Origin of the sequence: Pedobacter sp. CFBP9032 (assembly GCF_034045265.1) — a bacterium.
Lineage (GTDB): Bacteria > Bacteroidota > Bacteroidia > Sphingobacteriales > Sphingobacteriaceae > Pedobacter.
In genome coordinates this window covers 84,474-105,952 of record NZ_JAXCWE010000002.1, presented here as the reverse complement: position 1 = coordinate 105,952, position 21,479 = coordinate 84,474, and the positions used below count along the sequence as shown (strand labels likewise).

At 37.2% G+C, this 21,479-nt stretch carries 22 protein-coding genes; 12 read left to right on the top strand and 10 right to left on the bottom strand.

What is annotated here, in order from left to right; genetic code table 11:
- Positions 1-552: 552 nt before the first annotated feature.
- The 5 genes from SOM16_RS04270 to SOM16_RS04250 all read right to left on the bottom strand — a co-directional run bounded on the left by SOM16_RS04270 (position 553) and on the right by SOM16_RS04250 (position 6,677).
- A complete protein-coding gene (locus SOM16_RS04270) occupies positions 553-2,004 on the bottom strand; it encodes a DUF294 nucleotidyltransferase-like domain-containing protein (protein WP_320462759.1) in 1,452 nt (483 codons plus the stop codon).
- The gene (locus SOM16_RS04265) at positions 1,989-2,672 is read right to left on the bottom strand and encodes a 3'-5' exonuclease (RefSeq protein WP_320462758.1); all 684 of its coding nucleotides are present in this window, start codon (positions 2,670-2,672) and stop codon (positions 1,989-1,991) included. Before SOM16_RS04265 ends, SOM16_RS04270 begins: the two co-directional genes overlap by 16 nt.
- Positions 2,673-2,796: 124 nt before the next feature.
- A complete protein-coding gene (locus tag SOM16_RS04260; protein ID WP_320462757.1) occupies positions 2,797-3,528 on the bottom strand; it encodes an MIP/aquaporin family protein in 732 nt (243 codons plus the stop codon).
- A gap of 47 nt (positions 3,529-3,575) precedes the next feature.
- On the bottom strand, positions 3,576-5,066 hold the full coding sequence (gene glpK / locus SOM16_RS04255) for a glycerol kinase GlpK (RefSeq protein ID WP_320462756.1): 1,491 nt from the start codon (positions 5,064-5,066) through the stop codon (positions 3,576-3,578).
- 30 nt (positions 5,067-5,096) lie between these two features.
- On the bottom strand, positions 5,097-6,677 hold the full coding sequence (locus SOM16_RS04250; RefSeq protein ID WP_320462755.1) for a glycerol-3-phosphate dehydrogenase/oxidase: 1,581 nt from the start codon (positions 6,675-6,677) through the stop codon (positions 5,097-5,099).
- A 159-nt stretch (positions 6,678-6,836) separates the two neighbouring features.
- On the opposite strand from SOM16_RS04250, the gene SOM16_RS04245 reads away from it, so the two are divergent.
- Positions 6,837-7,601 carry a DeoR/GlpR family DNA-binding transcription regulator gene (locus SOM16_RS04245; RefSeq protein WP_320462754.1) on the top strand — a complete coding sequence of 255 codons (765 nt, stop codon included), beginning with the start codon at positions 6,837-6,839 and terminating at the stop codon, positions 7,599-7,601.
- Positions 7,602-7,643: 42 nt separating this feature from the next.
- A complete protein-coding gene (locus SOM16_RS04240; protein ID WP_320462753.1) occupies positions 7,644-8,036 on the top strand; it encodes a response regulator transcription factor in 393 nt (130 codons plus the stop codon).
- A 184-nt stretch (positions 8,037-8,220) separates the two neighbouring features.
- Here SOM16_RS04240 and SOM16_RS04235 read toward each other — a convergent pair whose 3' ends face one another.
- Positions 8,221-8,724 (bottom strand): hypothetical protein, encoded by a 504-nt coding sequence (locus SOM16_RS04235; protein ID WP_320462752.1) that lies wholly within the window; start codon positions 8,722-8,724, stop codon positions 8,221-8,223.
- A gap of 347 nt (positions 8,725-9,071) precedes the next feature.
- On the opposite strand from SOM16_RS04235, the gene SOM16_RS04230 reads away from it, so the two are divergent.
- Positions 9,072-9,545: a hypothetical protein gene (locus SOM16_RS04230; RefSeq protein WP_320462751.1), complete on the top strand. Its 474-nt coding sequence runs from the start codon at positions 9,072-9,074 to the stop codon at positions 9,543-9,545.
- A 372-nt stretch (positions 9,546-9,917) separates the two neighbouring features.
- Positions 9,918-10,994, top strand: coding sequence for an ionic transporter y4hA (locus SOM16_RS04225; protein WP_320462750.1), 1,077 nt, complete (start codon positions 9,918-9,920; stop codon positions 10,992-10,994).
- 116 nt (positions 10,995-11,110) lie between these two features.
- On the opposite strand, the gene SOM16_RS04220 is transcribed toward SOM16_RS04225, so the two are convergent.
- On the bottom strand, positions 11,111-11,929 hold the full coding sequence (locus SOM16_RS04220; RefSeq protein ID WP_320462749.1) for a hypothetical protein: 819 nt from the start codon (positions 11,927-11,929) through the stop codon (positions 11,111-11,113).
- A 219-nt stretch (positions 11,930-12,148) separates the two neighbouring features.
- On the opposite strand from SOM16_RS04220, the gene SOM16_RS04215 reads away from it, so the two are divergent.
- Positions 12,149-12,664: a DinB family protein gene (locus tag SOM16_RS04215; protein ID WP_320462748.1), complete on the top strand. Its 516-nt coding sequence runs from the start codon at positions 12,149-12,151 to the stop codon at positions 12,662-12,664.
- A gap of 39 nt (positions 12,665-12,703) precedes the next feature.
- On the opposite strand, the gene SOM16_RS04210 is transcribed toward SOM16_RS04215, so the two are convergent.
- On the bottom strand, positions 12,704-12,874 hold the full coding sequence (locus tag SOM16_RS04210) for a hypothetical protein (protein WP_320462747.1): 171 nt from the start codon (positions 12,872-12,874) through the stop codon (positions 12,704-12,706).
- Positions 12,875-13,610: 736 nt separating this feature from the next.
- The gene (locus SOM16_RS04205) at positions 13,611-13,961 is read right to left on the bottom strand and encodes a hypothetical protein (RefSeq protein WP_320462746.1); all 351 of its coding nucleotides are present in this window, start codon (positions 13,959-13,961) and stop codon (positions 13,611-13,613) included.
- 523 nt (positions 13,962-14,484) lie between these two features.
- Between SOM16_RS04205 and SOM16_RS04200 the strand changes: the two genes are divergently transcribed.
- The 7 genes from SOM16_RS04200 (at position 14,485) to SOM16_RS04170 (ending at position 19,592) form a co-directional block, all read left to right on the top strand.
- Positions 14,485-14,871, top strand: a complete 387-nt coding sequence (locus SOM16_RS04200) for a response regulator transcription factor (RefSeq protein WP_320462745.1) — start codon at positions 14,485-14,487, stop codon at positions 14,869-14,871.
- Positions 14,872-14,954: 83 nt separating this feature from the next.
- A complete protein-coding gene (locus tag SOM16_RS04195) occupies positions 14,955-16,025 on the top strand; it encodes a PAS domain-containing sensor histidine kinase (RefSeq protein WP_320462744.1) in 1,071 nt (356 codons plus the stop codon).
- 56 nt (positions 16,026-16,081) lie between these two features.
- Positions 16,082-16,732 (top strand): response regulator transcription factor, encoded by a 651-nt coding sequence (locus SOM16_RS04190; RefSeq protein WP_320462743.1) that lies wholly within the window; start codon positions 16,082-16,084, stop codon positions 16,730-16,732.
- An 83-nt stretch (positions 16,733-16,815) separates the two neighbouring features.
- Positions 16,816-17,325, top strand: a complete 510-nt coding sequence (locus SOM16_RS04185; RefSeq protein WP_320462742.1) for a sigma-70 family RNA polymerase sigma factor — start codon at positions 16,816-16,818, stop codon at positions 17,323-17,325.
- Between the two features lie 100 nt (positions 17,326-17,425).
- Entirely contained in the window at positions 17,426-17,641 is a 216-nt protein-coding gene (locus SOM16_RS04180; protein ID WP_320462741.1) for a hypothetical protein, read from the top strand.
- 67 nt (positions 17,642-17,708) lie between these two features.
- Positions 17,709-18,794 carry an AI-2E family transporter gene (locus SOM16_RS04175; protein ID WP_320462740.1) on the top strand — a complete coding sequence of 362 codons (1,086 nt, stop codon included), beginning with the start codon at positions 17,709-17,711 and terminating at the stop codon, positions 18,792-18,794.
- Between the two features lie 27 nt (positions 18,795-18,821).
- Positions 18,822-19,592: a glucose 1-dehydrogenase gene (locus SOM16_RS04170; RefSeq protein WP_320462739.1), complete on the top strand. Its 771-nt coding sequence runs from the start codon at positions 18,822-18,824 to the stop codon at positions 19,590-19,592.
- Positions 19,593-19,603: 11 nt separating this feature from the next.
- Here SOM16_RS04170 and SOM16_RS04165 read toward each other — a convergent pair whose 3' ends face one another.
- The gene (locus SOM16_RS04165; protein WP_320462738.1) at positions 19,604-21,421 is read right to left on the bottom strand and encodes a glycoside hydrolase family 15 protein; all 1,818 of its coding nucleotides are present in this window, start codon (positions 21,419-21,421) and stop codon (positions 19,604-19,606) included.
- Positions 21,422-21,479: the final 58 nt, after the last annotated feature.

Sequence of the window (21,479 nt, the reverse complement as noted above, 5' to 3'; positions counted from 1 at the left end):
TTGAATTATTAATGAAATTATTTGTCCCGCTGATTTCGGAGATTTTCGCAGAACCGGGAACTAATATCTGCGTAACTCATTTTGATCTGAGGGCAAAAATTTGCATCATGTTGATTAATAGGTATTTAAGATTGTATAACAGCCTGGAATAAATTAGGATCATAGATGTTGATATTGCTTAAATATTTTCCCGCAGATTTGGGAGATTTTCGCAGAATCTGGAACTAAAGTCTGCGTAACTCATTTTGATCCGCGGGGCGAAATTTTGCGTCATGTTGAGTCATTGACATTCAAGATTGAATAACAGCCTGGAATAAATTAGGATCATGGATGTTGCTTAAATATTTTCCCGCAGATTTGGGAGATTTTCGCAGAATCTGGCAGTAGAAATTTGCGCAATTATTTTGATCTGCGGGACAACTGTTAGCGCCAGGTTGAGTAGTAGTCATTAAGGCCCAAAATATAGGTATTGTTTCCCAAACTCATTTATAAATACGCCAATGTTTTCCCAGGAAAGGCTTGCAACTGATCTAAATCCCTTTGATTGAAATCCTAGTTCAGACTATTCGTAAACTTCATTCTGATTCCGCTTTGGAAATCCTGGATAATTTTGAAAATCTCGATTAAAGTTACTTTTTCAATTTTAGTGAGGGAATCGATGTCGATAAAATTATTAGGAATTGCCTGATCATTTATGATTAGATTAGCTTGATGCTTCAGCCTTAAACCCATTAGGTAATAATAAGAATGAGAAAGTTCATTGTATTGTTTCTCGGTAAAAATCCCTAATTCTTTCAGCGCCTTCATTCGTTCGCCGGTATTTTCTTTCTGAAAAATTCGATTCTGCAAAGCGTAAACCCTGGCCAGATCTACAATCGGTGTCATGGCTGTTTTAATATCGAATACCTCCCGCTTAGCGATTTTCTGCGTGCGGATGTTCCTGAAATAGGTGAGTGGCGGTTCATAAAGCAAGGCGTTTTTCGCAAGGTAAACATAGAACTTTTCACTCGGTTTCTGAAGTTCTTCATCTACAAATGTCCGTAAGCCAGTCATTAAAGATAAATCGCCGTAAATGGCTCTGCAATCAAAGAAAGCAGCAAATTTTACAGCCGTTTCTGGCAATGCCTCTTCAATCCAGTTTTTATAGTTGTATTTCCAATGTTCTAATGAGTGGGTCCAATTTGGATTAGTTGCCATGTAATCGCCATCGCAATACACGAAACCAACGTAATTTAACTTATTTGAAACTTGTGTGGCAAAATCCAGAAAGTAGGAGCGAACTGCAGGACGGCGATCCTCATCGGTATCTTCATACAAAATAGCATTGTCCTGATCAGTTTTTAAACTGAGTTCTTTTCTTCCTTCACTCCCCAGTACCATAAATACAAACTTCGCCGGCGGTTGACCCAACTTATCTATTACTTCTTCTATAATTTTGAGGGAGATCGTATCTGCAATCGTGGTAACCACTTCGTTAACGATTTTCGCATGTACGCCTCTATCTAAAAGCTGCGCTACAATGTGTGGCACCTTTTGCCATTTAGATTTTAAATCAGAAGTATTTACAGCTGATTTAACCGACTGAATAAATACCAGTGGCGATTCAGCCTGTTCACTTAAAAGCCTGTTGCGGCTCAAGAAACCAACAAAATTTCCATGGTCATTTACGAGTAAGTATCTCGATTTCTTACTGAACATCATCAGTATCGCTTCGTAAACAAATGCTTCAGGTGTGATGGTCACAATATTAGGATCCATTACCTCACTAATTGCAATCTGTGGATCAAGACGTTTTGCAATTACTTCATCCCGAAGAATAATATCGGTTACAAAGCCAACGAAATTACCCAAGTGATCCTCAATAAATAAACAACTGGTTTTATTTTCAGCCATCTTTGCAGCGGCCTCAAAAACAGGAGCTTCTATAGAACAGCGCACAATTTTTTTGAACGTAATGTCGCCGATTCTGGAGGTGTAAATTTTATCTGCTAGCTTATTGTCCATGGGAATAGTCGCTGCAAGATACGTTTAAATGGTGAAATCTCTAATCCATCTGCTACTTTGATGAAAGTATGTTGTTGATTATAAATGGAAGTTAAACTTATTTTTTTATCCTTTAAAAGATGAAAGAAAATTTTTGAAGTATTCAAGGCATCAGTTAATGCGTTGTGATTTTCTGCTGGCTCTTCGTTAAATAGAATAGTGTAGAATTTATCAAGCTTTAAATGACTGATGATGGAGTTGGTAACATAATCTGCACTGGTTTTCATTGTACAATAAAAGGTAGAAGATCCAAAAATGCTATCTAGTCCTAATCGGTTAAGCTCTACATTTACCATATGAAAATCCAATTCAATAAAGTGACCAATCACAAGGGGCTTAAATTGATCCATATCTTTACAAAATGAATGCATAATCGGCTCAATTGGTTCACCATGGACCCTTAAAAAATCGTCGGTTATATGATGGATTTTCTGTGCAGCTTTATCAATGGTGAAACCATTATTTTCGATATAGTGGTTTTCTCTTTTCACTTCCACATAGTTCCTGTCGAAAATAATCCAGGCAATTTGTAAAATATGCGGCCAGTTATTTTCTTTAGAATAGGGGGCACGCCAGTTTTTCGGCAAGCCGGAGGTTTCGGTATCTATAAAAAGAAAATAATCGTGCAAGGGTGTGATATTTAGGTTAGTCGATGCAATTAAATAGAAATTGCCATCTGATCCCAAAGATAATAAAATATGACTGTGCTGATCTGATAATTAATAACATATATTATTGAATTAGGCTGATCATTTACTTCAGTAAAGCCATATAAAGTAAAGCGGCAAGCGCTGCACCTATTGCCGGACCAACAATTGGCACCCAGGCATATGACCAATCACTGCTTCCTTTTTCTTTCATCGGAATGATGGAATGAATAATTCTAGGCCCCAAGTCCCTTACAGGATTAATGGCATAACCGGTAGTTCCGCCTAAACCTAAGCCAATTACCCAAACCAGGAAAGCTACGGGCAATGCGCCTAACGAACCCAGGCCAATAGGTGTTTTATCACTTCCCATTTCTGCATTTGTGAAATAAAATATGACGAAAATTAGTACGAAAGTTCCAATAATTTCGGAGAAGAGATTTGATTTGAGGTTTCGGATAGCAGGTGAAGTAGCAAACGGAGCAGCTTTTAGATTCTTGTCTTCCGTCGCATCAAAATGATCTTTGTAGATCACCCATACCAGAAATGATCCAATCATTGCGCCGCATAGCTGAGCCAGGATATAATAAGGCACTTTAATCCAGTCGAATTTTTGAGCAATGGCCAAAGCAATAGTCACCGCAGGATTTAAATGCGCGCCACTGTATGGTGCAGAAATTACCACACCAACAAAAACGGCAAGTCCCCAGGCAGTTGTAATCACCATCCAGCCACTATTATTGCCCTTCGTACCTTTAAGTACCACGTTTGCTACCACACCATTTCCTAATAAGATAAGGAGGGCAGTGCCAATTAATTCTGCAACAAATTCTGTCATGATTGGTATTTGGTTAGTGTGGTGAATTAGCTATCGTTAATGTTAATTTAATCGGCGGCACTGATCCTGGCAGCTTTGATTGCCCGGTTCCAGCCTTTAATTCTTTCTGTATTGTCTACCCCTTCTTCAGCCTTAAATGTTTTATCTATTTTCCACTGAGATCTGATCTGATCAATACTTCCCCAATAACCTGTGGCGAGACCAGCCAGATAAGCAGCACCCAACGCGGTCACTTCAGTTACTTCAGGTCTAACTACACTACTCTTCAATAAATCTGCCTGAAATTGCATCAGCAGGTTATTAGCAGTTGCCCCACCATCTACACGTAATTCAGTAATCTCCACGCCTGCATCAGCCTCCATGGCTTTTAACACATCCATGGTTTGATAAGCGATACTTTCTAATGCAGCCCGGGCAATATGCGATTTGTTTGTTCCACGTGTTAAGCCGGTTATGGTTCCACGTGCATGTTGATCCCAATGCGGAGCACCTAAACCGGCAAATGCTGGCACTATGTAAACTCCATTTGTATCTTTCTCGCGTTGTGCCAATGTTTCTACATCAGCAGACTTTGAAATCAATCCCATTTCATCTCTTAGCCATTGCACAACTGCACCGCCAATGAAGATACTGCCTTCCAAAGCATAATTTACCTGTCCGTTTATTTGCCAGGCGATGGTGGTTAATAAATTATTGGAGGATAGTTTTGGTGTTTCACCAATGTTCATTAGCATAAAGCAGCCCGTTCCATAGGTATTTTTAACCATTCCAATTTCGGTGCACATTTGTCCGAAAAGGGCAGACTGCTGGTCGCCCGCAATTCCTGCAATAGGAATTTTAGCGGCCAGAATTTTACCGGCTGTTTCGCCATAAACCTCACTTGAAGATTTTACTGCAGGCAACATACTCTTAGGAATACCAAAAAGGTCTGTGAGTTCATCATCCCAAGCCAGTGTATGAATATTGTAAAGCATGGTTCTGGAGGCATTGGTAACATCGGTAACGAAGGTTTTTCCGGCGGTTAATTTCCAGATCAACCAGGTATCTATCGTTCCAAAAGCAAGTTTCCCTTCGTTGGCTTTCTCCCTGGCTCCGGCTACATTATCCAAAATCCATTTTGCTTTTGTGGCTGAGAAATATGAATCTATAATTAGACCCGTTTTTTGTTGAATCTTATCAGATAAACCCTGGGCCTTAATTTCATCGCAGTAATTAGATGTACGCCTGTCTTGCCAAACAATAGCATTGTAAACTGGTTGGCCCGTTTCCTTATCCCAAACTACGGTTGTTTCTCTTTGATTGGTAATTCCGATAGAATCGATATCTGAAACAGATAAGCCTGCTTTAATAATGGCTTCTGTAGCTACTGTTAATTGTGTTGACCAAATTTCTAGTGGATTGTGTTCAACCCAACCTGCCTTAGGATATATTTGGGTGAATTCTTTTTGCGCAATGGCTACGATTTCGCCGTTGTGGTTAAAAACGATTGCCCTCGAACTTGTGGTGCCCTGATCTAACGACAGAATGTATTTGCTCATAATTTTCGGTTTTTGGTTATTCGGTCAGTTTTATTTTTTGTTCGGTATATGAGGTAAGTAAAGGTAGCCATCAGCCAACTTATTGAAGGCACTAACTTGTTCGTGCGCCCAATCTTGATCCTGTTGCAGTTCATCTGCAAGAATCGCGGCAACTTTTGGAGCCATTTCCTTTGCCACCAATGCATCAATAAATAAAATCCGTAATCTTCTGCTCAGTACGTCTTCTACAGTTTTGGCCATTTCGTACCTTGCCGCCCAAAGTACCTGGATTTCTAAATCAGGGAAGTCTGGATGGAGTTTTTGATTGAATTGCGGAAGTTCAGTGGCAAGCTTTTCAATCGCTTCACGGTCTGACCCGTAGATGTCCAAATGGTTATTTTCTTTAAAGTTACTGCAGCCATGTATTTTTAATTGGTGGGTTTTGCAGGCTGTTGCTTTTAAATGGGCATGAGTGATGGCTAAATCAATTGTTTCTTCAGCCATATTTCTATAGGTGGTCCATTTACCGCCGGTAATGGTTATCAATCCCTTTGCAGAAACGATAAGTTTATGATCACGGCTGATTTCTTTAGTGCTGTTTTTATCTCCATTTGTAGGGGCAGCAAGCGGACGCAAGCCGGAGAATACGCTTAAGATGTCTGTTTCGAGTGGTGCCCTTTCAAAATATGCGCCTGCAGTATTCAAGATAAATTCAACTTCTTCTTTCAGGGCTCTGGGCTCCAAATCGTGTTCATCCAAAGGAGTATCAGTTGTGCCAACTAATAAATGTTCATGCCAGGGAACAGCAAATAATACCCTTCCGTCTGACGTTTTAGGAATCATTAAAGCTGAGTCGGTTTTCAGAAATGCTTTATCGAGTACAATATGTACACCTTGACTTGGCCTCACCAGTTTTTTAGACTGAGGATTGTTCATTTGCAAAATATCATCTACAAAAACACCGGTTGCGTTAATTACTACCTTTGCTTTAGCTTTTGCTTGTTTCCCCGAAAGTGTATCTATAACTTCGATACCGATAATATCTCCCTTATCATTTTTAATCAGACTGGTAACTTTAGTATAATTACAGAGTTTTGCACCTTGTTCTATAGCCGTTTGCGCAATATTAATGGCTAAGCGAGCATCATCAAATTTCCCATCGTAGTATCTCACACTTCCTTTAAGTCCTTTAGATTTTATTCCCGGCATCAATTTCAAAGTTTCTTTTTTAGAGAAAAACTTCGATTTGCCAAAAGTGAATTTACCTGCAAGCCAATCGTAGAGTGTTAATCCGGTAAGGTATTTCGCAACTGAAAACCAGTTATAGCATGGAATGATGAACGATTCTTTATTAACAAGATGGTTGGCATTTAGCTGTAATAATCCACGTTCCTTTAATGCACGTTTAACCAGGCCGATATCACCCTGTGCTAAATATCTAACACCACCATGTACAAGTTTAGTGCTTCGGCTTGATGTTCCTTTTGCGAAATCTGATTGTTCTACCAAAAGGGTTTTTAATCCGCGGGTTACTGCATCAAGTGCCGTGCCCAGGCCGGTGGCACCGCCTCCAATAATGATGATGTCCCATTCAGAGTTAATCGGTAAGGTGTTATCAGTATTTTCTTTCAATTTGTATGAATAATAATAAAACGAAACAATACGCAAGTATAAGTAATCGAATTCGAAATCATATAATCTCTGTATTAAAAAAACATTAAATATTTACAAAAATCAATTCTATAGAGATTTTAATTTGCTATTTTGCAAAATACTTAACTAATAAAGTTTATGATGAATTTGGCTGAGAGGCACCAGTTTATTTTGAGTCGCTTACAAAAAGATCAATACATCAACGTTGTTGACTTATGTAAGGAGTTGAAAGTGTCTTCTGTAACGATAAGAAAGGACTTAAAACTCCTGGAAGATAAGAGCTTGCTTTTTAGAACTCATGGTGGCGCCACTGTAAATAATCCTTATACTGTAGATCGGCCTGTAAATGAAAAAGAAAAAATTCAATCAACAGAGAAGAATAAAATCGGTATTGCTGCTGCTGCCTTATTAAATGAAAACGACTCTATTGTGATTGCATCGGGAACAACTGTTTACTATTTCGCGAAGAATATTACGCCTTCTACACATCTAACGGTTGTTACTTCCGCGCTGAATGTTGCATTGGAATTGATGCGCGAACCAAATATAGATGTTATTCAACTCGGTGGAATTTTAAGAAAAAGTTCGTCTTCCGTAATGGGCGCATATGCGGAACAAGTGCTGCAGGATTTTTATTTTAATAAACTTTTTCTAGGTGTTGATGGGATTGATTTAGACTTTGGTTTAACGACTACGAACGCAATGGAAGCGCATTTAAACAGGAAGATGATTAATGCTTCTCAAAAAACTATTGTACTGGCAGATTCTACTAAATTTGGCAAGAGAGGCTTTGGAAAAATCTGCGGATTAGAGGAAATCGACCACATTATCACAGATAAAGGAATTTCTGAACAAATTGTAAAACATTTGGAGGGTTTAGGTGTTACTGTAACTATCGTATAGAATTTATTTTTTATACTTGAAACCAAAACGATTAATTTGAACATGGAAACTAAACGAATACACATTTTAGAGGACGATCAGGAAATCAGAAATGTAATTGAAATTCTTCTTAAAGAGGAGGGATTTGAATTGCAATTATCATCGTCTTTCGCTGAGTTGAAAAAAAATATCCAGGATGCAATGCCAGATTTATTTTTATTAGATGTAATGCTGCCTGACGGTAATGGTGCTGAGATTTGTGAAGACTTAAAAACGGATATGTTTACTAAACACATTCCTATTATTGTAATGTCTGCACAAAATAACAGCGAACAGAAAGCTATCGCTGCTTTTGCTAATGATTACATCAGCAAACCTTTTGATATCAATGACGTGCTGGATCGCATTAATGCTCAATTGAAAATTAGCAAAGAAAAAGCGCCTGCAAAAGCTTAATTTAACTTAGTAGGTTAATTATAATAAGCGAGTATAATATAATTGAAAGTCGGAAGAGATTCCGGCTTTTGTTGTTTTTAAGGTTTTCGTTCTTTGTTTCATACCCCATAATTGAAAACAATAGTAAATAAAAAAAGTCGCCAGATGATGCTAGCGACTTTAAGTATTTAAATGTATACGGTTTCTAGTGTCTCCCGTGTCCACCTCTGTTGCCTCTTCCGTGAGAGTGGTTAAAGTTACGGTCGTGGTGTTTGTTATTTCCTTTAGATCCCTTGTAATAATTTCTTCCAGGTGCATTGTATTTTATGCGGCTTCCACCACCGTAAGATGATCGGTAAACTCTGGAATGGTTGGCATATTTTACCCGATGAGTATTATAGCTGCGATATGGATTGTTCCCATAAACTACCACTTTTCTTCCTCTGGTCAAATCGTAACTTCTGTATCGGTTGGGTAAGTTTCTTGATCTGGTCCATCGGTTACCATTGAGATAAACAAATTGCCTTTGTGGAACATAATAGTAGGAGTTAACTTCTGGTAAATAATAATAATTTACATTTTGATAACCTGCAGGAACCCAGGCAGGCTGACTACCAATATTTACATTTAGGCTAACCTGAGCTTTAGATTGATTTGAGGTTAAGGATACGATACCTACGATCGCCGAGATGATTAATAACTTTTTCATAATAATCAGGTTTAATTTGTGTGTAACAACTGAAATTCAAATGCTGTGCCAAGATTTAGTTTGTAACAAAGATGTAGGATTTGAAGCCTTACCGGGCAGATATAAACATTCCATTTTTCTTAGAATTAGTATATGAAATGGTGATCAGCATTGTTAACTAACTATTTTATATTTAAGCTAATAAAGTTAGTTTTATTTTTTTTTAAAATTAGATTGTTTAATTTATTAATATATAGCGATATAGGTGTTTTATGGGATTCTAATTATCAATTTATGCTATTAAAATTAGTATTATGCCTTATATTTGATGATTACATGAAGAGAGATTTTTATATTATATGATTGAATTGGCGTATTTTTTACCGGACGAAAATGATAAGGTTGTGGTTTATCAGGTGATTCAGTTTTCTCCAGCTGATCCCTGGCGCGTAGTACTTGACGGCGAGCTATTGGGTAGCTTTGATAAGTTTGAAGGACAATGGAGGCAGCTAAGTGGGGAGGATTTTTCTAATCAGCTTTTCTTAGGAATTGTAAACTTTGTGGATACGCAGAATTTTAACGATTTACCTGCGGCTTTAATGGCGAGGTGGAATAAGCAGATTCAGGAAGTGGTGTCCAGATCGGATCAGGAATATTTAATAGTCTGTAAAGCAGGAATTGGATTCAATAGTTTTGAAGGAATATTCTCCAGGTTTGTATCCGGACTATTAAAAGATGAATGGCTAGTTAGCTTTCGGGTTTTTAATCACGATTTTTCACAAGATTTTACCCTGTTGGCGAAACCATTAGTGTTAGAAAAGAATATAGTTGGGTGGGATTAATGGAGAAAATAATACTAAACTCTTTTCGATATTTTTGATTTTATATAGAAACCAAAAATATCACCACCCAAATTACGGTAAAAACGCCACCGAAATAAACCATTGGTAAATTTTGCTTTAGATTTTTTTTAATCAAGCCAGTATAAATCAACCAGCCAAAAAATAGGATCAGGTACAATGGAACGGCGTAGAACAGCATACTTTGTAAATTTGTTTTTGTTTAAAATTTAATAAACTACAACTCTCGGTTATAAATATAAGGAGTTTTCTTTAAACAGCAAATCCATTTTATCATGGAGGCTTTTTTACCCTTTCAGATTTATTAAAACCCTCCATACAGTTTTTTGTTAGTAAAACGACTGAATGATAATTATGAAGAAAATAGATCTACCTAAATGGACAATTCTAATCCCGATATTGGGAATTGTGGCCTACTTTTTAAACTCGGTAGAAGCAAGCGCATGGTTTAGAATATTATTAGCTGGTTTGTTAATTGGTAGTATCCTCGCCTCAGTACATCACGCAGAGGTGATCGCTCACCGGGTGGGAGAACCGTTCGGAACTATTATTCTTGCTTTAGCCATCACTACTATAGAAGTTGGTCTTATTGTTTCGCTAATGCTCGCGGGTGGCGAAGCTACGAAGGCATTGGCGAGAGATACTGTTTTTGCAGCGGTAATGATCATTTTAACGGCTATAGTTGGTATATGCCTCTTACGCGGTGGAATTAAATTTAAGGAACAACTCTACAAGCTCCAAGGGGTAAATGCAGCCCTGATTACATTAGCAGCAATCTTAGTGCTTACCTTGATTTTGCCTAATTATACCATTAGCGGTGCCATTGGTGAATACACGGTGAGCCAGTTAGTGTTCGTATCCATTGTATCATTGGTTTTATATGGTGGGTTTATTTTCATGCAAACCGTTAGACACCGTGATTATTTCTTGCCAAAAGATTCCCATTCGGAAGAAGATCATGTAGAAGCGCCTAATATGGCGACTACTTCAAGCAGCTTATCGCTATTGATTGTCAGCCTGGTTACAGTGGTACTACTAGCGAAATATCTTTCCAATGATATTGAAGTAATGGTGCTTGCAATGGGCGCCCCTCAGTCTGTTGTTGGTGTTATTATAGCCGCAATTGTATTATTGCCAGAAGGTTTGGCTGCTTATAATGCGGTAAAAGCTGACAGATTGCAAACCAGTCTTAACTTGGCCTTAGGTTCTGCATTAGCCAGTATCGGATTAACTATTCCGGCGGTTGCAGCGGTATCTATTGCCTTCGGAATGCCTATAACACTGGGAATTGATATGAGCTCGACTGTTTTACTGCTCTTATCCATGATCACTATTATGTTTTCTTTGGCGACCGGAAAAACGAACGTTCAGCAGGGGGTGGTATTATTAGTGATCTTTGCTTCCTATTTATTTTATACGGTGGTACCTTAGGAACGAGAATAGATAAGTGAGAACGAGGAATAACAACTAGTGAAATATCAATTCAGGAATTTCAAGAGAAGGTTCCTGAATTTTAGTTTCGTAACACAATGAATAAAGATAATTTCTTACCTACGTTCATTATTTAGTTTTCGCTTACTCTTTTCAATATCTTCTAGCGATTCAGAAATTTCTTTTATAAAGACTTCGCCTTGTTTCTTAGCCAAGAAGTTAGAGATTTGTTGTTTGATCTGATCTGCAAAGAAGATTTGGATAACAATTAGGGAAATCAGGAATACGTAATGAGAAAAAATCAGGCGGGTGTCGCCTTTTCCATTTAGACCTATTAAGAATGCGATATAATCCAATACGATTGGCAAAACAAGCATTACCACAATGGAAAACATCTCTGTTCTTGATGCATTTTGTTTTTCTGCGGCTGCCACTTGCAAAAGTTGTCTTTCCAGTTTTGCTTTCAGTGGAAGGTCCCGATTCGATTTTGACTGATCTAACGCAGCTAATTTTTTGCCATAACTAATATCGCTCTGGCTCATTTTTTCCATAAGAGCCAGTTCATTTTCATTTAGTTCTTCCTGGTCGGCAACAATAGCTTCCTGTTCCGCAATCAAACGGTCCATTTCAGCAAGATCATCTGGAAGACCCAGGTATAGTTTTTGCTCGACTGTCAGAATTCTATCATCAATAGCCTTACGAATACTTTTTAAATTGGCGTGCTCGTTTCTAAACCCGTCTTTTTCTAAATCGTGTTGTGTTTGAATGTTAGATAGCGCAGCTGCAAATTGTAACGCTTCCAGCTCTTCTTCATTAATGGCTAAACGTGTATATAGTTCAGTGATAGATGAAAAGCTTTTTTTAGCATTGGTTGATGTTGAAATCGCTTCTTGGTACTTTGAAAAATCTTGTGACGAAAGTGAACTGACAGACATGCTGGAATATAGTATTAGGCTTTAAAATTAAAAAAATTATATCAAGACATCATTAATTCTTTATGGCAATTTAACATATTATGCTATTTAATCTTTATATCAGTATATTAATCAAGCTTGAACGATCAAGCAACTGATTTAGGAAATGCCTAAAAATTGAGATGATGAGGTTTAGGTATTAACATATTTTAGTTTATTTTTGATCTATAACCCTAAAATATGACACAAAAAACAGAAGTCTGGCAAAGAGGACCTTTACTAGAAATCCCACCTTTACTTCAGCCTGTAGCCCACGCATTGCTACAAGCGAGGGAAGAGCTTCATGAATATCTTCATGGATTTCCTGATGAATTACTTTGGATTCGTCCTGCTGGACTGGCCTCGGCAGGTTTTCATCTTCAGCATTTGAGTGGTGTACTTGATCGGGTATTTACTTACGCACGGGCTGAAGGGCTTTCTGAACTTCAATTTGATCAGCTTGCGCAGGAGGGGAAAGATACTTTTGAAAAACTTTCTGTTGATGATTTGGTCAGGCGATTTAACTCGCAGGTAGATCTGGCAATGGCACAGCTTAAAACAACCGAAGAATCTACCTTAACTTCATATCGTGGCATTGGCAGGGCAGGTTTACCATCAACAGTTATCGGCTTACTTTTTCATGCAGCAGAGCATACAATGAGACATCTTGGCCAGCTCCTGGTTACTATAGCAGTGGTAAAGAATAACGGAGTTTAAAATATTAATAGACTATTTATAAAAAAAAAATGCCCGTATTTATTTATCCTGAATGGTGCGATTATGGCGATCGATGAAGTACCAGGTTGCCATTCCCCATATAAAGAGAACGGTAGAGATTCCTAATTCTGGTGATGCAATTGTTTTAGAGAAAAAAGCAGATGCTGTTGAAATCAGACAGGCTACAACGAAAATGGAGATATTTTTCATAACATTCTGATTAATTGGTGATTAATATCGTGAATATAGCAAAAAAAAAACTAAATATCAAGTTGCATTAAAAAAAAACAATTCTTATTCAAGAATTATTTGAGATAATCTGATCAGATCCTGTTTTTCTTGAATTCTTTATACATAATCCATTGGAATACAAAAAAGAAGCTCCGCAATTTGCGGAGCTTCTTGCTCGTAATCATGGGATGTAAATCAATAAAGTTTTAGGATGGTACTTCAGATCATATATTTATCTCATCGTCGCCATGAATAGTAACATGAGGATCCCTGACAAGATGGTAAATGCAACCAATCTGTTGGAATCATCAACTCTTTTAGTGTTTCTACCCTGGTTCATTGATGTTTGTTTTGCCAAGCTAACAATACTATTAAAAAAATGTTTTTACCAGGTTAGAAAATTTTAAAATCTAATAACTGAAAACAGCCTGATAAGTGTAATTGAGATGTGTTTGCTGAGGAAAAATCTATCAAAAAGACAGTGAACGATAGTCTAAAGAATATTTGTCAGATTGAAGATTGAAAAGCCGTTCATTTATTACTTTATCACGAGTATTCTTGTAGAAATAGCAGCTTAATTTATCCCACAAATCCGCTACAGAAATAAAGATAATCCAATAGTAGGCTTAATTACGCTTTCTCCTCTATGTTTAGCAGCATCATTAATTAAATAATACAATGTAATAAAACGAGGGGACGAATATGGAAGAAGCAGTTATTTAGGTTGTTTGAGGTAATTTTTGATCATATCATGAATTTCTTCACTTACCGCATTCACTTCATATTTAATGAGTTTGTGTTGAGCAGAATTGTACTTTTCGATAAAAGTAGCTTCTCTCATATTAAATTTCAGGTAGCCTTGTTCAAAAAAGCGTTCTTCAATATCAGCGGATGAATCCAGCGATCGAAACCAAAGTTTAATTAGCGATTGGGATTGTTTTTCCAGATAAAGCCAATGGAAGATTTCAGATAAGTCTGCACCTTCAGGCATGTCATTTCGCTTGAGCTCCACGATCACTAATCCTTCGCCTTCAAAATAAAATAAAATTTGGTATTGGGATAACATTATGGCAAAAGTAGTTTCCTGATTTTAAATAATCAGACTTTATTTTCTAACATTTTTAATAAAGTGTAAGTATATTTCAGCTACTGTTTGACAATCAATAGATTAGACTTAATTGTTTTGTTATTAGGAATCATTTTAAATTTTTGATATTGAAAAATTGTAGTATAAGCTTCAATTTTCCCGTTTCTCTACACTTGATTTAAGATTTATCCTTTTACATTCTCATTAATTTCATACTCATCGTTTACAAAAAGCGCTGACCAAAATCTCTATAACAAAATATAGCCTGTTTTAATTAGTTCATTTCAAGGATGATGTATTAGGATTAAGGCTTTGTAAGGATAGTTTTGGTTCTGTAATTATCAATAAAATAACTTGAATGCATATTTGCATTGCTGGATTATGCAGAATAAAAAGTGCCTTGTAGTCAATTTTTTACACTTGTTGCGAGAAATACGCGTAGATATACTCATAAGCTGATAGTGAATTATCTATAGATTTGGGCAATTAAATTATGCGTCTATTGAAACATCTATTACTTATTGATGATGATGAAAGCATCCGTGAGATGATTCCGTTTATTTTCGATAAGTCAAACTATCTCATCAAAACTACTGCAGATATCAGCGCTATCGAAACCCTGATAAGTGAATTTAAGCCTGATTTGATTATGCTTGATATTATGCTCGGAGTAGTAGATGGCCGTGAAATCTGTAGGAATCTTAAGGTCTTACCAGTGCTTAACCAGGTGCCTATCATTTTATTGTCTGCGGCTACCATTAATGAAGATGACCTTAATTGCGGTCATGATTTGTTGATCACCAAGCCTTTTGATATTACTTATCTTGAAAGCATGGTAGATAAATTGATCGTAGGGCGTGAAATAGGCCTGCCAAAATCGTCAAGTTAAACATTTTTTAAAACCGTTTGTTTGGTCTATATCAGTCAACTTTTAGGAAAAGTTAGGCTTATTTAAACCAAAATAATACTGTAATGCAACAAGATATTTTTTATCAACTAGGCGAACAATCAACTGATGGATACTTTGTATATGACGTAATTGATTGCAAGTTTCTATACTTGAATAATCCGTTAGCTAAAATCTGGGGCTTAACACCTGATGAAATTTTGCAATCGGCTACCATTTTATTTGACTTGGTGCACCCGGATGATCAGCTTTTGGTTGGTTATTGTTTCCAGGAAATCTCATCAGATAAAGTTTTTAAAAAATATGAGTTCAGATTGCTGTTGAATGGCAAAGATGAAAGATATCTGAAGGTGAGTATTGGTCCGGTTGAAGGTTTGGGGAATGATGCGCTGTGTGGGATAGTAGAAGACATTACGATAGAAAGGCATAATAAGATTCACATTGAACAGATTAATAATAGAAAAAATATTGCACTTGAGGTACTTTCTCATGATTTGAAGGAGCCTTTCGGGATGATGAAACTTGCCGCATCTTCAATGGCGAATGGCATCCAACGGAAAAGTGAAGAATACCTTTCGGAGGGACTGGCCTTTATTATTGAAATGTGCGAGCGTAACATGAAGATGGTGAGGAGTTTAATTAATAAGGAATTTTTGAAATCTTCGGAGGTTGAGATAAAAAAGGAACGTGTTGATCTGGTTTGGGAATTTCGTGACCTGATTCGTTTTTACAGAAGATCCCGTTTAAAGGAAGTAAAACATTTCTCTTTTAAATGCGAATCAGAACGGATTTATATCAATCTGGATAGTATGAAGTTTCTGCAGGTATTGAACAACTTAATTTCTAATGCCATTAAGTTTACGAAAGAACAGGGTGAAATAACCCTTACTGCAGCAGATCAGGAAGAAACCGTGCTTATTACTGTGAGCGATAACGGTAGTGGGATTCCTGTCGAATTGAGGTCTTCACTTTTCGACAGGGCAGAACAAGGAATGAAACGGGGATTAATTGGAGAGGAATCTCATGGACTTGGAATGGGGATTATTAAGGCAATTGTTGATTTACATGGTGGCGATATTTGGTTTGAAACCGAATTAAATAAAGGAACAGTGTTTTACATTACACTGCCCAAATAAACTATGGGTAAATTTTAATGGTTTTAAAATTTTCCAATCCGTTTTAATAAAAAAATATGATCAAAATTATACTAGTAGAAGACCATCAAATTGTACGGAGATCTTTACAGGTGTTGTTAAAGCAACATGCTGATTTGGAAGTTGTGGCAGCGGTAGATGGCGCACATAAGCTTTTAGAACTATTAAAAAGTGGAACGAAGGCAGACATTGTGCTTACAGATGTTAATATGCCTGAAATGGATGGGATTCAAATGATCTCAGAGATTCGGTTAATTAACCCAGAAATTAATGTTGTAATGCTCTCTATCTTAGAAGATGAGAAATATGCCGCAAAGTCTTTTGTATCAGGTGCAAGAGCCTATTTATCTAAAGATGTTGATGAAGTAGAACTTCTTTTTGCATTGCGGCATGTAGTGAATGGCAAGCGTTATTTATCGTCTGAAATAAGTATCGGGGTGTTAGAGCGTTTCAATCACCAGCTTACTAATATGCCAGAAAAGGGTGCAAAGCGACTGGCACTTTCTGAACGGGAACAACTGGTTTTAGGACTTATTGCAAATGGAATGACAAATCAGGAGATTGCAGAACAAGTTTTTCTGAGTAGAAGAACGGTTGAAGGCATTCGCCAGGCTTTAATTGATAGAACCGGTGCCAAAAATTCTGCTGCATTAATTCGCTATGCAGTACTTAATGGTTATGTTAGTTAATGATTCAGTAAAAATCCACGTAATTTTAGCATCAACAACTCAATAGCTCCAATGTTTATTGATAGTATCATACCTATCTACACATGGAAAAACAAGTTGATTTTAAAGACGAAATTTATTGCTTTAGAAAGGTACTCACCGAGAGGGCCTTTGCCTATACGCATGATGATGATGTTGCAAATGATTTAGTTCAGGAAACTTTCATTAAAGCTTTTCGTTTTGCGGGACGGCTAAAAGCAGAAAGTAACTTGCGTGGATGGTTATTTACCATCCTTAAAAACACCTTTCTTAATCACTACCATAGAGAAAAAAATAAAGGTGCTATTTCACTGGAGGATAATCTCGATGCTATTAATGCTGAAGCCCCGAATGGAGCTGAAAATACAGGAAGAGCAAAATTCTTGTTAGATGACATTAATAAGGCGCTAAGCTTAATCCCTGAACAATCTGCTTATTGCTTTAAAAAGCATTTCGAAGGCTATAAATATGAAGAAATAGCGCAAGAACTTGAGATCCCAATTGGTACGGTTAAAACGAGGATCTTCGTTGCCAGGGAAATGCTAAAGAAAATGTTGCACATGCACCGGTCTTAATTACAGAAAAAATCCTAAAATCTTTTAGGATTTTTTTTTGCTTCTTCGCATATTTAATCATCGAAATCAAACTTTAAGGTGTTCCGTTGGTTTCTTGAATATGGAATTTACACGTGAGCTAAGAGAAGTTTATCCAACTGAAATTATCGAAGTAAGGGGTAATGCTGATGCGCTGGCCATTACCTTGGTAAAGGAAACCAATTCAAAAAGCTTTATTGCCAAACTAAAATCCCGCTTTAAAAATTTAAGCCGCCCAAAAGTACTCTTCATCCGTTGTGAGGATGCTGATGCCGTTGAGAAGATAGTTCTCGTTTAAATAATGCATCCTAACTTCCGACTCATATAAAAAATTTGACCGTAAAATCTATAAATCCTACAGCCAAATGAGCTTACCAAAACATAACAGCCTCTTTGAAACAATTAAATCTACTATTCTATACATTACTGGATTAACCTTACTGCTATTTTTTACTTTTAAAATTATTTCGATTGTTCTACTGGTAATTTTTGCACTGGTATTAGGAATTATCATTAGCGCGCCAGTAAGTAAATTTGAAAAAAAAGGAATGAAGCGCTGGCTGGCAAGCTTAATCATATTTGTGGTTATTTTTGGAGTGAGTATAGGTTTGGGTTGGTTAATTGTGCCTCATATTACCAATCAGCTGGATGTTTTAATCAGTAATTTGCCGGGTTACTATACTTCGGCATCTAGCCATATAGCTTCTGTTCTGAAAAATTATCCAGAGTTTAACCGGGAGATTCAGGATAGTGGCGTGTCAATAGGATCTGCAATGCCATCTGTAGGCAAGACCATTATTGGTTTAGGAAGTTTTTCATTTGGTTTAATTGGTGGAATATTTTTATTTATTGTATTCCTCTGTCTTGTTGTGTTTTATGTAAGTCATCCTCAACCAATAGTAGAATTATATCTTTCTCTCTTTCAGCCCAGAAAACGTGAAAGTGCAAAAAATGCCATGCAGCATACTACAATTATGTTAGTGGGATGGATGAAATCTAACCTTATTGGAGGAGCCATCCAGGCTGTACTTGTCTATGCATTTTTAAGCATCGTTAATGTTCCTGGCGCTTTGGTTTGGGCGGCACTTGCTTTTTTTTCGGAGTTAATTCCAAAGTTAGGTTTTTATATCATGGCCATTCCGCCAACACTTGTGGCACTTTCTATTAGTCCGCTAACAGCTTTATGGTGTATATTATTCTTTTTATTATTGAATGAACTCGTGTCAGACTTTTTAATGCCTAAACTTCGTTCATCAACAATGAATATTCATCCGGTTTCGTCACTGGTAATGCTTTTGGCAATGGGTGCGGCATTCGGGTTAACGGGCGCACTTTTGGCTACGCCAATGGCAGCAATTATTAAAGCCTATTACGAAGAATTTTACCTGAAAAGATTACCTGAAGATCCGGAAATGGACCATAGAATAGAAGAAATTATCTATAATAAATAGCTTAAATAAATTAATAAATAGTATAAGATGGAACGTTTTAAAAATAAAATAGCATTAGTTACAGGAAGCAGTCAGGGTATTGGTGAGGCTTGCGCCTTGCGCCTGGCTAAGGAAGGTGCAGATATTATTCTGAACGGAAGAAAATTTGATGAACGGGGAGAAGAGCTTATCAATGAGATTAAAGCGATGGGGCGCAGGGCTGAGTTTTTAGCGGCCGATGTAAGTAAAACGAAAGAGGTAATTAAATTGGTTGATGATGCCATAAAGGTTTTTGGATCTTTAGATATCCTGGTAAACAATGCCGGTTTGGAAACCAAAGCAGATTTTTGGGATGTTACCGAAGAAGATTACGATCTGGTAATGGATACGAATTTAAAGGGCGTGTTCTTTGGGATGAAAACCTTCGTTAATTACTGTAGAAATGAAAAGCGACCGGGAACGATTATTAATATGAGTTCGGTTCACGAAGAAATTGTATTCCCGCATTTTGCTGCGTATTGTGCAAGTAAAGGTGGTTTAAAAATGCTCACGCGTAACCTGGCTTCTGAACTTGCTCCACTAGGTATCAGGGTGAATAATGTGGCGCCGGGTGCAATCAGCACGCCAATTAATCAAGATCTTTTAGATAATAAGGAGCAGTTAGAAAAGGTAATCGGTAATATCCCATTAAGGAGAATGGGGACGGTGGAAGATGTAGCCGGTGTGGTTGCTTTCCTTGCATCTGATGATGCCGCCTACGTTACCGGATCAACCTATTACGTAGACGGCGGGTTAACTTACCATTACGAGGAACAATAGTTACCTCGTAATTAACCTTTTCCGGTTTGTCTGCTGATTTGTTTATTCAATTCTACCGCAGCACTGATTAATGCTAAATGCGTAAAGGCCTGGGGGAAATTACCTAAGTGCTCACCTTTCTTCCCTAGTTCCTCACTGAATAGCAGAAGATGATTAGAATAGCTAATCATCTTCTCGAAATATTCTACCGCTTTGTCTAATTCTCCGCTCTTCGCCAGCGATTCGATATACCAGAAAGAACACATGTTAAAGGTTCCTTCCTCACCTTCTAAACCATCAATTTTCTTAAAGCCATTTCTATATCTGTAAACCAATACATCCAATAACAATTCTTTTTCTATCACTTTCATGGTTGATAACCAGCGTGGTTCCATAGGCGAAATGAAATGTGTTAATGGCATAAGCATCACACTTGCATCAACATGTTTGGCGCCTTTGTATTGTACCCATGCATTTAATTTTTCATTCCAGAAGTTATTGTAAATATCGTTGTAAATCTCGCTTCTTATTTCATGCCACTCCTTTTCTGGATAAGGGAAGGAGCGATGTTCTGCAATTTTGATGGCCCTATCCATAGCCACCCAGCACATCAGCCGGGTATGTAAAAATTCTTTCTCTTCACTTCTAATTTCCCAGATTCCGTGATCGGGCTTTTTCCAGTTTTTGATCACCTGACCAATCTGTTTTTCAATTAATGTCCAGAATTGATAGGTGATGGGTTTATAAGATTTGTTGTAGATATAAATGGTATCAATTAATTCGCCATAAATATCAATCTGAACCTGGTTTGCTGCAGCATTTCCAATCCTTACGGGTTTCGATTGCTGATAACCTTCAAAATGTTTCAGTTCTTTCTCATCTATATCCGGGTTACCGTCTATCTGGTAGATAAGCTGAAGATCTATTTTTTGGCAAAGGCCAAAAATCCAGTCGATAAAGGCTGTTGCTTCATCATAGAAGCCGAGAGATAAGAAAGCATACATGGTGAAGGCAGCATCCCTGATCCAGGTAAAGCGATAATCCCAGTTTCTATCTCCGCCCAAAGCTTCAGGCAAACCAAAGGTTGGAGCCGCCACTACAGAACCAAATTCTGCAGAGGTGAGTAATTTCAGCGTGATGACCGAACGCCTGATTAATTCACTATACCTGCCATTATAGCTGGTTTTGTTGATCCATTTTACCCAGAATTCTTTTGTTTCATGGTAGGCATCATTCTCATAAAAAGAAAGTTCTTCACCTTGCTCTTCCGGTTTTAGAAATTCAAGCACAATGGTAGCGGTTTCTGCCTCCTCGAGTATAAATTCTGCATATCCATTCTTTTTTCTTACTACTAAAGGTACATTTGCAGCGATTTTAATGTTCAGTTTTTCTTTTTCACAGCTAAAAATAAGTTGATCATTATCTTTAATCACTTCATAATCGCTTTCAGAATAACCAAACCGGGGTATGCAACTAAATTTAAATTTTATGCTTCCCCTTACTGTTTTAATGTGCCTAACGATGGCACTCGTAGAAGATTTATTTCCTGTTGCAACAGGCATAAAGTCTGTTAATTCTGCAATTCCATCATCCGAAAAAAATCTGGTAAGTAAAATAGCTGTTCCCGGAAAATAGAGTTGTTTGGTTGTCAGATTCTCCAAATCTGGTTCTATGGCACAAAACCCACCTCTTTGCGAATCTAACATCGTGGCAAATACGGAAGGTGAATCGAATTTTGGTGCACACATAAAATCGATTGAACCATTTAATGAAACCAATGCTACGGTTTTGAGGTTTCCGATAATGCCATAGTTTTCTATTGGTTGAAATGGTCTTTTGGTATGATTCATACTGCGCAAAAAATTAAATATTAAATAAGTTATAGTTAATAAAGTAACTTTTTGGTTT

Excerpts from the sequence above, each read along its gene's own strand:
- SOM16_RS04270 (WP_320462759.1), bottom strand. The coding sequence starts at position 2,004 with ATGGACAATAAGCTAGCAGATAAAATTTACACCTCCAGAATCGGCGAC.
- SOM16_RS04260 (WP_320462757.1), bottom strand. The coding sequence starts at position 3,528 with ATGACAGAATTTGTTGCAGAATTAATTGGCACTGCCCTCCTTATCTTA.
- glpK (WP_320462756.1), bottom strand. The coding sequence starts at position 5,066 with ATGAGCAAATACATTCTGTCGTTAGATCAGGGCACCACAAGTTCGAGG.
- SOM16_RS04245 (WP_320462754.1), top strand. The coding sequence starts at position 6,837 with ATGATGAATTTGGCTGAGAGGCACCAGTTTATTTTGAGTCGCTTACAA.
- SOM16_RS04240 (WP_320462753.1), top strand. The coding sequence starts at position 7,644 with ATGGAAACTAAACGAATACACATTTTAGAGGACGATCAGGAAATCAGA.
- SOM16_RS04235 (WP_320462752.1), bottom strand. The coding sequence starts at position 8,724 with ATGAAAAAGTTATTAATCATCTCGGCGATCGTAGGTATCGTATCCTTA.
- SOM16_RS04225 (WP_320462750.1), top strand. The coding sequence starts at position 9,918 with ATGAAGAAAATAGATCTACCTAAATGGACAATTCTAATCCCGATATTG.
- SOM16_RS04220 (WP_320462749.1), bottom strand. The coding sequence starts at position 11,929 with ATGTCTGTCAGTTCACTTTCGTCACAAGATTTTTCAAAGTACCAAGAA.
- SOM16_RS04215 (WP_320462748.1), top strand. The coding sequence starts at position 12,149 with ATGACACAAAAAACAGAAGTCTGGCAAAGAGGACCTTTACTAGAAATC.
- SOM16_RS04210 (WP_320462747.1), bottom strand. The coding sequence starts at position 12,874 with ATGAAAAATATCTCCATTTTCGTTGTAGCCTGTCTGATTTCAACAGCA.
- SOM16_RS04205 (WP_320462746.1), bottom strand. The coding sequence starts at position 13,961 with ATGTTATCCCAATACCAAATTTTATTTTATTTTGAAGGCGAAGGATTA.
- SOM16_RS04195 (WP_320462744.1), top strand. The coding sequence starts at position 14,955 with ATGCAACAAGATATTTTTTATCAACTAGGCGAACAATCAACTGATGGA.
- SOM16_RS04190 (WP_320462743.1), top strand. The coding sequence starts at position 16,082 with ATGATCAAAATTATACTAGTAGAAGACCATCAAATTGTACGGAGATCT.
- SOM16_RS04185 (WP_320462742.1), top strand. The coding sequence starts at position 16,816 with ATGGAAAAACAAGTTGATTTTAAAGACGAAATTTATTGCTTTAGAAAG.
- SOM16_RS04180 (WP_320462741.1), top strand. The coding sequence starts at position 17,426 with ATGGAATTTACACGTGAGCTAAGAGAAGTTTATCCAACTGAAATTATC.
- SOM16_RS04175 (WP_320462740.1), top strand. The coding sequence starts at position 17,709 with ATGAGCTTACCAAAACATAACAGCCTCTTTGAAACAATTAAATCTACT.
- SOM16_RS04170 (WP_320462739.1), top strand. The coding sequence starts at position 18,822 with ATGGAACGTTTTAAAAATAAAATAGCATTAGTTACAGGAAGCAGTCAG.
- SOM16_RS04165 (WP_320462738.1), bottom strand. The coding sequence starts at position 21,421 with ATGAATCATACCAAAAGACCATTTCAACCAATAGAAAACTATGGCATT.